The following is a 10966-nucleotide window of genomic DNA, read 5'->3' as shown; positions in this document are numbered from 1 at the left end:
TCCGTTATTCCGTTATTTTCATCTTCATCTCATTCAGCCATTGAAGCGCCTGCATCGGCGTCATGTTCAGCACATCAAGCTTGCGAAGCTTGTCCGCAACAATTTCCGCCTTCGGTGTAAGCTTCCGCTTCCCTTGATCCGGCTGCTGTGCAGCGTGGGAAGAAGCATCCGCCGCCGAATTGGCCGCGTCGTCACCGAAGATCGACAACTGCACGACCGCTCCGGCAATCTCCCCGGAAGGTTCCTGCTCGGCAGGCTCCGGCAGTACTGATTGTACGACTGCTGTTACGGATGCTGCTGCCGCTGCCGCTTCTCGGACATAATCACGCTGAGGCTCGATTGCTGCTTGAACATAGCTTGCGGTGACGCTTCGTTCAGAACCGGCATCTTCGTCGAGAAGCGCATACGCCCGGCCGATAATCGTATCCGGCAGGCCTGCCAGTCTCGCACAGTATACGCCATAGCTTGAGCTCGCCGCCCCTGGCACTAACTTCCGCAGGAATGTTACGTTGTCGCCATCCTCACGCACGGCCATGCAAGCGTTGGACAAGAGAGACAGCGACTGCTCCAGATGAGACAGTTCGTGAAAATGCGTGGACACGAGCGCCTTGCTTCCGATTGAATCGTGCACATATTCGATGACCGCTTGCGCGATGGCCATCCCTTCATTCGTCGAGGTGCCTCGACCGAGTTCGTCAATAATAACCAAGCTTCTCTCGGTTGCTTTCTCGGTCATGACTTGAATATCTTTCATTTCGACCATAAATGTACTCTGACCGCCTGCCAAATCATCTGCTGCTCCTATCCGCGTAAAGATGCGGTCCACGAGCGGCAATACGGCGGACTTGGCTGGAACAAAGCAGCCGATCTGCGCCATAACGCACAGAAGAGCGACTTGACGCATGTAGGTGCTCTTGCCCGCCATATTCGGACCGGTAATGAGCAGCATCGTCTGGCTGTCTTTCGTCAGCTTCGTGCCATTCGTCATAAACGGCACACCGTCCATCAGCGCTTCGACGACCGGGTGGCGGCCATCTTCTACGACGAGGTCGTACCCGTCTGTTACAGACGGTCGAACGAAACGGCGCTCGGCACTTACAGTTGCAAGCGACTGATACGCATCCAGCATCGCAATACGTTCGGCAAGCTTTTGCAGTCGGTGAAGCTGACTTGCGAGATGCTCACGAAGCTCGACGAACCGTTCGTATTCGAGGTCCACCATTTTTTCTTCTGCTTCGAGAATAAGCCGTTCCTTTTCTTTCAACTCCGGCGTTACGAAACGCTCGGCGTTCGCAAGCGTCTGCTTTCGTTCATAGCGGCCTTCCGGCAAACCGGCAAGATTGGCTTTCGATACTTCAAGATAATAGCCGAACACTTTGTTATAACCAATCTTGAGCGACTTAATGCCGGTCGCTTCACGCTCCGACCGTTCCAGATCCGCCAGCCAACGTTTGCCGTCCGTACTTGCTTCGCGCAGCCGGTCGAGATACTCGTCATAGCCTTGACGGATCAATCCGCCTTCACGAACTGATACCGGTGGTTCGTCAACGATGACTGTCTCGATTGAATCCGCTAGATCAGCGCAATTGTCAACTCCTTGGAACAGCGTGCTAAGCGTCGCATTCCCTGCTCCTTCGCACAAGGCGGTTAACGCCGGTACGCGGCGCAGCGACGACTTCAGGGCGTTCAGATCGCGGCCGTTCGCGCTTCCGAAGGCAACACGCCCGACGAGCCGCTCAAGGTCATAGATATCCGCAAGCTCGCGGCGCGTATCATCACGCAATATTAGATCGCGGTGAAGCGATTCTACTGCCGACAACCGCTCTTCGATTGCGGCAACGCTTAGCAGCGGCTTGTCTACCCAGCGGCGAAGCAGCCGCGCGCCCATCGACGTCTGCGTCCGGTCGAGCAGCCAGAGCAGCGAGCCTTTCTTGTTCCGGTCGCGTACGGTCTCGGTCAATTCGAGGTTGCGGCGCGTAAACGGATCAAGAATCATATATTGGTTCGGCTCGTAACGGCGGATCGTCCGCACATGTCCGAAAGACCTTTTTTGCGTATCAGCTAGATAGCCTGTGAGAGTTGCAATGACACGCAGCCGTTCAGGGGACAGCCCTTCCAGCTGCTGGTCGCCGAACTGCTCGGCGACGCCTTCATGTGCCATCGGCTCGCGAGGAGTCAGCACGACCGGCCGCGCCCAGCCCGATGCATGAGGCTTTAATTGCTCCAAAAGTTCTACGCTGCCGACAATCTCTGCCGGGTGATATACGTTAATCTCATCAAGCAGTGCTTCCAGCCCGCTGCCTGATGCGAACGATGTAACGTACAGTTCACCGGTCGACAAATCACACGCGGCAAAACCGAGTCGGCCGCCATCAACGTCTGCACCGACGATGAAGTTGTTTGTTTTGTCCGCAAGCGACTTCGACTCCATGACCGTACCCGGCGTTACGACGCGCACGATCTCACGGCGTACGACGCCTTTGGCTACCGACGGATCTTCTACTTGCTCGCAGATGGCAACCTTATACCCTTTCTCGATCAGACGAGCAATGTAGTTGTCCGCCGAATGGTAGGGAACGCCGCACATCGGCACCCGCTCCGCTCCTCCTGCTTCGCGGCCCGTCAACGTTATTTCTAGCTCGCGCGAAGCGAGCACCGCATCTTCAAAAAACATTTCATAGAAATCGCCAAGCCGGAACAGCAAGAACGCATCCTTCGCTTGCTCCTTGATCGCAAGATATTGCTGCATCATAGGCGTATAAGCTGCTGTCATGAACGCCCCTCCGTACACGAGTTGGATTAAAAACACTATCCTTCATTATAACACGAAACAATAGGCCCCGCATGACGGAATAGTGGAACCGGCAGCTTTCGAGGTGTCCGTCTCGATCGTGGTAATTCAGCCGAACGCTGCTCCAACTCCTACCTGCGACCATTGTAAGCGACGTTTGGGGACTCTTATCTGCCTCGCCGACTATCCATTCGCCAATTAAGTAACCTCCAAAGACTCTTAATCCAGCCGAACGCTGCTCATACCCCACCCTGCTGCCGATTAAGCGACGTTTGGGGACTCTTATTTACTTCAGTCACAATGTGCAAAGATAATAAGTGTCCTTTGGGGGCTCTTATTTTCTCGACGACACTTCATTCATCGATTAAACACCGATATGTATGTCCGCAACACCTCTCAAGTGCTATACAAACTAGATTATTAATAGTAAAATATGGATGAGAATATCCATAAGTCGCAAAGCATGCGCCTGAACTTGGGATCGATTTACGATTCCCTTGATTCCGGCGCATTTTTTTATGAATAACGCTTTGATTGTTCAAATCAAAGTAACAAAGAAGGGATTGATCAAATGAGCAGCATCATGACAGCAAACGAGGAGTTTGAGAAAAATTTAAAGGAATGGCTTGATTCTAACCGAGTACATCGTAAAGGAGAATCGCTTCGCCGATTGGAGAACGGGATAGGTTATGGGGAGAAACTGTTTCTGGAACAGGTGTGGTGGCCAGTTGTCGGTACTTTCGATCATTTGTTTCCGGAGTACCTATTCATTGACGATGCCGAAAGAGAGCGGTTTATTGATCTAGCCTATGTTCGTGTTCCGTACCGGTTCGCGATTGAAATTGACGGTTATGGACCGCATGTAAAGAACGTTGACCGCTATCAGTTCGGTGACGGCTTAATGAGACAAAATCAACTCGTTATGGAAGGCTGGAAACCTATACGTTTCTCGGTCACTGATTTGGAGCAGCGCCCAGACCGGTGCATTCGGTTTGTTCGCAGCATGCTGGGACAGTGGTACGGCAAACCGGAAGCAGATATTACACTCCTTGTACGCGAAAGGCAGTTAATTCATTTAGCCGTGTTCAATCATCCGTTTGTCGATGCCTCCATTATTGCGGCTGAGTTCAGTATTCGACGAGAACATGCAAGCAAATGGCTGCGAAGATTACACAATAATGGATTGCTCACTCCGTTAAAGGCGGGTGAACGAATCCATCGCTACAGATACAGTGAGAAAGCTGTTCGCATGCTGCAAATTTAATCGGACAGCTTTGAACCATGCACTTAACTCAATGCCAAGAGACACTTCCATCAACCAAAGATCAACATCAAGCACGAGAAAAAGACCCCACCCGCCACTTGCGGCGGATATCGGCGCTCTCGTCCCATACGGCGCCCCGGTGGGCGGCTTCGAACAAGGGTTCGATCCATCGCGCATACTCGCCATAGGACGGCAAGCCGGCTAACTCACCGGCGATCGCGTCAAGACTGCCCCGCAGCTCCGTGCGGTCTCCTTCATAGAAAGCTGCCTCCTCGCGCTCCGGCATTAGCGGTCTTACGGGCAGCGCCCACGTATCCTTCGCACACAGCAGAGTCAAAGCGAAAGCGGCTTTCGCCGTTAACGGCGAAGCGAGCCAGCTCGGCAGCGTCCGGTACTCGAAACCGCCATGCGGCTGCTGGCGGTAATCGCCGAGCGCCCCGTAACGCGGCCGGCGCCCTCGCCCGTTATCGCTTTCTACCATCGCGACGGGCATAGCGACGTACCGGTCCAATTGTCGCAGCAGCCGGCTCGTCAGCGCGGCGCCGCTTACATGGATATGGCCGCCGAGCGCTACGCCTGCAACAGGCATCGCCCCAGCCGCCCAGCGCAGCGAATGATCACTTACACGCGACGTCGCCCGTATAAGCTGACGCCGGACGTTAGCAGCCAGCCCCTCCGGAGATGAGGCGGGATCAGGCCGCACTTCGCCGATCGGATATTCGATTCGACGGCCGACGACAAGCGCATCCGCACCGGTGCCTCCGCCAAGATCAAAATACCGGTTGGCAGGTACAATCCGGCCGTCGTCCCGGAGCAAGACGAACTCTGGATCTGCACCGATTAGAATGGACGTGTTCCTCAATTCACGTTCATTAATGTTGCGTTCTGCCTTATACCACGTATGAAACATCGAGAAAGCGGCTTTCCATGCAACCGATGGTTCTCCGCTTTCCCAGTCCACCGGCTGTACAACCGATAGTGCTGCGGTTCGCCCGCTGCCATGAAGAGCAATGATGGCCTCTCCAACATCAAGACCTAACGAATAGACCGCTCTGACCGCCATACGCACGACCCGCCTAAGGTAAGAATCGGATGCGAGAAGCAGAGTTAACTGCGGCCCGCTAACGTATGAATAACGATCGTCATCCTTCGGCAACGGATACTGCTGCATTGCGGTAAGGGACTCCAGTCTAGAGCCTTTTCCATGAAATGCAGCAGCACTCGAACGGTTAAGGCGCCGAACCGCCACTGGGTCTAGATGAAAAATCGAGACCGCATACACACGCCAACCCTCTTGTATCGTTTCGTCAATCTTCTCGCGAAGCGTCCGGTTCCACGCTCCACTATCGTTGTTAAGGAGCAATCCCGCCCGCTTCCAGCGTCGATAGATGTCATCCATATCGCGCAGTGCAATAGAAGCACCCGGCGCAAGAAGCGTCCAGAATCCTGCGGAGGAAGCCGCATTAGCGGATGAGCGTGCGACAACAGTGCCGCTGCAGCCGACCGGATCCATTGCGGAATTCGCCCCTTCGTTGCCAATAACATCCATTCCGCCCCAAAGCTGGCGAGGCAGCTCTCCGCCGGCAACGATGACGGCATCACATGCGCCGATGGCAGTTGCAGTTTTCATCGAACCTTTTAGAGACTTTGGCTGCCAACTGCCGTCCGCATCACGAAGCGTGCCATCCCACATCCACACCTTTGCAGGCCGCACCGCATTCACACTCATCCGCCCTTCACCTCCGCCCAAAAAAAACAAAAAGAGGGCTGCCGCCCTCGTAATCGCCGCATGCGGCGCATATCGTATTGTAAACCGTCCCCCAGACGGCTTACACTTCATCATCCAGCAGATCCGGATCCAGGTCGTCGTAATCTCCGTCGTCGCCAAGTCCGTAATCGAGATCTTTCCCATCCAGATCATCGAGCCCGCCAGGGATGCAAGCTACCGTTACTTTCGTCTCAGCAACCATCTCTACAGCAAACTCGCGCTCAACCCGAATTGTAACGCTAGAACCGCTCGACGAAATGTTCGCCTCGATGCAGTTCGGCTCCTGCGTTGCATCGGCCGCTACCTCTTCGGTCGTGGCACGGTGCTTCGGGTCTACATACGAAAGAGGTACGTTCTCCACGTAGGATACCGTTTCTTTCGCAACTTCGGTTTGCGAGTTTTTACTGTAGGAATACCAGATGTTAATATCGTAAGTACCTATAACCTCGATACCGTCGCCCGAACGAACCGCTTCATATTGATGGTTGATAATCCACGCGCCGAGAATGCTCGTGGGGCTATGAGGCGGAGTCACGGTATGGGATACGGTGGAAAACTTACGACCTTTGCCGCAGACAGCTTTCGTAATAATCTCTCTATACTGAAGCTGTTTATCTGCAAGTGCCATCGATTATAACCTCCTCCATACAATCATTCACTTAAAGTGTATGCAGGACATAGGCGTTTGTTGATTAAACGAGCGTAAGGAAACTCATTTAATTTCACGGCACCTGCGCCTAGATAGATTGCAAGCCTTGCTGATGTACGGACCAACCAGCCTGCGGCCCCGCTCCCAATCCCTGCCGGCCTCACGCCATGAGCAGCGGCCTTTTCCCTTGATGTTTCATTTATATGCTTTCGGATAGCCCGGTATGATGGCCTTTAGCGAAACAACAATTGCGAGAAATAATATAAGCCTGTCTTCCATTCCGGCCAATTGTGCGTCCCGCCAGCGTACTCATGCCAAACATGGGGAATCTTCATCTGCTCCAAATATGCAACCGTACGTTTACTTACATCGAAAAGGGAATCCTTATCGCCGCACAGCAGCCACAGCGCTTTCAGTTCCTTCTGAGCAGCTGTAAGATCGGGTACGAGCTGCTCGGGCTGCTTCGTATTCGGGGCAGCCGAAAATGCGCCAATCCAGGCGAATGTATCGATATTAGCAAAGCCAATGTTGAGGGTCTGCCCTCCTCCCATCGACAGCCCTGCCAACGCCCGGTTCTCCCTGCCTGTCAATACCGAATAGTTCGATTCGATATAAGGGATCAAATCATGCAGCAAATCCCTCTCGAACGTTTCGAACCCCTTTATTTTATCTGCTGCGAACAGATCACCCTCCGCCCGGTCGTTCGGAATAGCCCGGCCATTCGGCAGAACGACGATCATCGGCTCAAGCTTGCCTTCGGCATACAGATTATCAAGAATCGTTTCTGGACTTCCATGCTTATGCCACTCTTCCTCGTCCCCGCCAATGCCATGAAGCAAGTACAGCACGTTATACTTGTTCGACTCAGAATAACCCGGCGGCGTATACACAAGTGCGTTGCGCTTGTTTCCTACCGTCTTGGAGTCATATTCTACCGTTGTGATAACACCGTGCTCAATATCGCTTCGAGCGGCATCGTATCCTGCCGGCGGCAACTCGATCACGGGCACCTCATCGCCAGCCGCCGTTTCTGCAACGGTTTGCTCAACAACTCTCGACTCTAATGGGCTATTCACTTGTTCCTCATCTTGTTGCTTCATCTCTTGATTGCTTGGGTTCATGGATACCATGTAGATAATCACTCCTAAGATTAAAATTAATAACGCTGCGGCAAAAACAATGGAAACTCTAAATCGGTTCTTTCGTACGTTCATCGTCGCGATCCAACCTGCCTTACTCATTTTCATGCTCAGGCTGAAACAGCCTGAGCAGAAACTGATATACGCTCTTCCGCCACACCGTCCAGTCATGGTAGCCCTGACAGCTATAGAACTCGCAGTGTATGCCTTGCTCGCGCAGGTTAGCTATTTGACTCGTAATCGGCGTAAAGCCAGCCTCTTGTTCCCCCATCGAGACGAACAGCAGCCGAGTCTGGCGATTGAACGCGTCCGCATCCTCGAACCGCAAACGATGATCGAAGCCGGCCTTCTCCTTGTAATCCAAACTGCCGCTGAATAAACCAATCCATGCGAAGCGGTCTTGATGCTTGAAGGTGGTTTGCAGCGTCTGGAACGCTCCCATCGACAGACCCGCCATTGCGCGCGAATCCCGATCCGTCAGCGTCCTGTATTTACTGTCGATAAACGGAAGGCAGTCCTTCATGAGAACGCTATCAAAATCTCCCGGCAAAAAATCACTGAGCTCTTCCTCCCGGAATGCGTAGCCGTTATTCATGACAACGATCATTTCTGAACATAAACCATCTGCCAGCATGTTGTCCATTATATAATGGATTTTCCCCTGCCAGATCCATCCCGTCTCATTCTCGCCGCCTCCATGCTGCAAATAAAGAACAGGATACCGTTTATCTTGCCGCTCATCATAACCCGGCGGCGTGTAAACCCAGCAGTTTCTCGTTCTGCCCGTGACGGCCGAATCATACAGCTCCATGCGAATCGTACCGTGAGGGACGTTACGAAGCAAATAAAAATGTTGCTCGGGGTCGGGAACTTCTACATAATTGATAGGCCTAAATCCTCCAAAGCCAATAGGCGCCAAAATGTTTATCGTGTCGATTCCGTTCACACTGTAATGGTGATAATGAAAACCGGCCGGCAGACCGGCAACATCTGCCGACCAATAACCGTCCCCTCTTGGGCTCATTTCATACCGGGTACCGCATAAACCTTCGATCCAGACGGAATATGCTTCTGGAGCATAAAAGTGAAAGCGCATATTCCCGTTATCCAGCTTCACAGCTCCTTTTTCTTCCATGGCATAAGGTATTCGCCGCAGTTCGTGATCCATATTGGACCAATCGATTTTACGATCGACGGGATCATGGCTCAGCGCATGGGAATGATAGGCGGCATTCCAACGGTTATCGTCGTGCCTACTGCTTAACATTGCATGCCTCCTATATGCTATTATGCTAAAAAGTTATGCTTAAACGTTTTAGCTTATCTAATTAATAACTTACTTGACAGTCCCTCCATTGTCAATCCATGTTTTAAACAAAAAAAAACCGCAATATGCGGCCTTAAACTTTGTACTTATGCTCCGGGAAACTTTCACGGAATATGACGGGAGTAGGGTACAGCCGAGAAACGTTCATATCTCTTCCCTTTAACAAATCCATCAGTATTTCCAAACAGGAACTCGCCATCTCCTCCACTGGCAAAATCATCGACGTGAGCGAAGGGACCGTATATTGTTCATGTTCGCTGTTCCCATAGGTAATGATCGCGAGATCTTCCGGAATTCTGACTCCTGCGCGCTGAAAGGCACTCACTGCCCCGACAGCCATGATCCCGTTAGGAAAAAACAAAGCATCCGGCCGCTGCCCCTCTAACATCGCTGCAGCCGCTTCCTGTCCGCCGCCCATATTCAGAACGGCATACCGTTCATGTTCCGGCAGAACTTGCAGACCTAACGACTGGCAGCCTTCCAGAAAACCTTTGCAACGAAGCAGGATCGAACTGGATTCGACATCAGGGGCGATGAGTCCGGCATGGCGGCGGCCTGATGCTGCGAACAGTTCTGCCGCCTTGCGTCCCGCCTCATAATCATCGACATAGAAGGAGCTGTACTTGTCCAATCTCCGATTGAAGACGACTACAGGAATCTTCAGCTCAGCCTCTTCAAGGAACCGGAGATCTTCGTCGGATATGCCGGTAAGGATCGCACCGTTGCACAGATCGTCCGTTGCCAGCTGCTTCGCAAGATGCAGCTCGGAAGGTCGGAATGGCTGCACGATCATTTCGCACTGCATGCCCTTGTTCAAAATACTGTGTTGAATACCCGAGAAGAATCGGCCCAGCAGTTCACTCGGAAAATCATTCGCCCAAAAGATGGCGATCGTCGGCCGGCTTCCTTCTCCGGCTTTCCGAAGTCTTCGCGCCGCTACGTTCGGATGGTAATCCAGTTCTTTCGCAACAACCAATATCCGGTCCCGCGTCTGCTTCGCGATTCTCAATTCATCCGCCCGGCCGTTCAGAACGACCGATACCGTTCCGATGGATACGCCTGCGGCTTGCGCAATTTCCTTCAAGCTAGCCATATGATGTCAACCGTCCTTTTACCGGATTAACCGAATCATGCTTATATGGTGCCGCTGCGAAGCTCCGGTTTTTTTCGTTTATTCCGCTTCGCCACTTCGAGATACCGGTGAAGCTCCCTGCACATTTGATACAAAGACGCGCGGACTTCGAATTCTTGCCGCGTCTTAGGCAGTTCCATCGAACGAAATTGCTGCTCCAGATCCTCCAGTTGCCGTTCCGCATTGCCCTCGTACACATCCGATTTGACATCATCGCCGAGTGATTCGAATACGTCGGCAAGCTGACCGCCCTGCGGCAACGTCTCATAGACGAATGCTAGCAGCACGAGCATTTGCTGGATAGACTCCAATTGATCCTTGCGCATAACAAAATACACTTCCCAGTACCGTCCGCCGCGGCCGAAACGGTTCTCGCGGCTGACAGCGGCGCGGCGCATACCCTGCTCGATCGCCCGATGCGCATCGAGCAGCTCACGGCCGTCCCAGACATAAGACGTATCGCGCAGCGTGCGGGCAATTTGCTCGAATAGGCTGGTGAACAACTGCTCCGTCTCATCACGCATCTGCTTGAGCTTCTTATCTTCCGCCGGCATGTAGAGAAGATTAATAATCGTCGCCCAGCCGAGTCCGGCCATCAGGAGCATCACTTCGTTGCCGATCAGCTCCGGCGTTACGTGTCCGTGGTCAAATACATGGAATACGATGACCGAAGACGTAACGATACCGTCCTTCAACTGGAACCGCGCTAACAGCGGGAACGTGACGAGAATGAATAAAGATACGGTCCATATCTCGTAGCCTAACGTTTCAAATAATACCGATGCCAGAAATAGTCCAAGAACAGAAGCCACGAAACGGATGAGCGAGCTTTGCACACCCTTCATCCTTGTGACTTCGACGCCTAATATCGCAAATATACCCGCCGATAACGGCGG

Annotated in this window: 8 protein-coding genes; 1 reads left to right on the top strand and 7 read right to left on the bottom strand. The window is 52.8% G+C overall.

What is annotated here, in order from left to right:
- Positions 1-4: 4 nt before the first annotated feature.
- The gene (gene mutS / locus PKO01S_RS22235; RefSeq protein WP_127533641.1) at positions 5-2773 is read right to left on the bottom strand and encodes a DNA mismatch repair protein MutS; all 2769 of its coding nucleotides are present in this window, start codon (positions 2771-2773) and stop codon (positions 5-7) included.
- A 589-nt stretch (positions 2774-3362) separates the two neighbouring features.
- Here mutS and PKO01S_RS22230 point away from each other — a divergent pair.
- Positions 3363-4055 (top strand): hypothetical protein, encoded by a 693-nt coding sequence (locus PKO01S_RS22230; protein WP_127533640.1) that lies wholly within the window; start codon positions 3363-3365, stop codon positions 4053-4055.
- Between the two features lie 67 nt (positions 4056-4122).
- Here PKO01S_RS22230 and PKO01S_RS22225 read toward each other — a convergent pair whose 3' ends face one another.
- The 6 genes from PKO01S_RS22225 to PKO01S_RS22200 form a co-directional block, all read right to left on the bottom strand.
- On the bottom strand, positions 4123-5976 hold the full coding sequence (locus PKO01S_RS22225) for a putative amidoligase domain-containing protein (RefSeq protein WP_127533639.1): 1854 nt from the start codon (positions 5974-5976) through the stop codon (positions 4123-4125).
- Positions 5885-6451, bottom strand: a complete 567-nt coding sequence (locus tag PKO01S_RS22220; RefSeq protein ID WP_127533638.1) for an outer spore coat protein CotE — start codon at positions 6449-6451, stop codon at positions 5885-5887. Before PKO01S_RS22220 ends, PKO01S_RS22225 begins: the two co-directional genes overlap by 92 nt.
- Before the next feature lie 254 nt (positions 6452-6705).
- A complete protein-coding gene (locus PKO01S_RS22215) occupies positions 6706-7602 on the bottom strand; it encodes an alpha/beta hydrolase (protein ID WP_246070684.1) in 897 nt (298 codons plus the stop codon).
- A gap of 103 nt (positions 7603-7705) precedes the next feature.
- On the bottom strand, positions 7706-8878 hold the full coding sequence (locus PKO01S_RS22210; RefSeq protein WP_127533637.1) for an alpha/beta hydrolase-fold protein: 1173 nt from the start codon (positions 8876-8878) through the stop codon (positions 7706-7708).
- 133 nt (positions 8879-9011) lie between these two features.
- Positions 9012-10031 carry a LacI family DNA-binding transcriptional regulator gene (locus PKO01S_RS22205; protein ID WP_127533636.1) on the bottom strand — a complete coding sequence of 340 codons (1020 nt, stop codon included), beginning with the start codon at positions 10029-10031 and terminating at the stop codon, positions 9012-9014.
- Positions 10032-10072: 41 nt separating this feature from the next.
- Positions 10073-10966 (bottom strand): aromatic acid exporter family protein (locus tag PKO01S_RS22200; protein ID WP_127533635.1); only part of this gene is annotated, 894 nt, incomplete at its 5' end.

The sequence above is a fragment of the Paenibacillus kobensis NBRC 15729 genome (genome assembly GCF_004000825.1).
Lineage (GTDB): Bacteria > Bacillota > Bacilli > Paenibacillales > Paenibacillaceae > Paenibacillus_T > Paenibacillus_T kobensis.
This window is presented reverse-complemented; position numbering and strand designations above follow the sequence as displayed.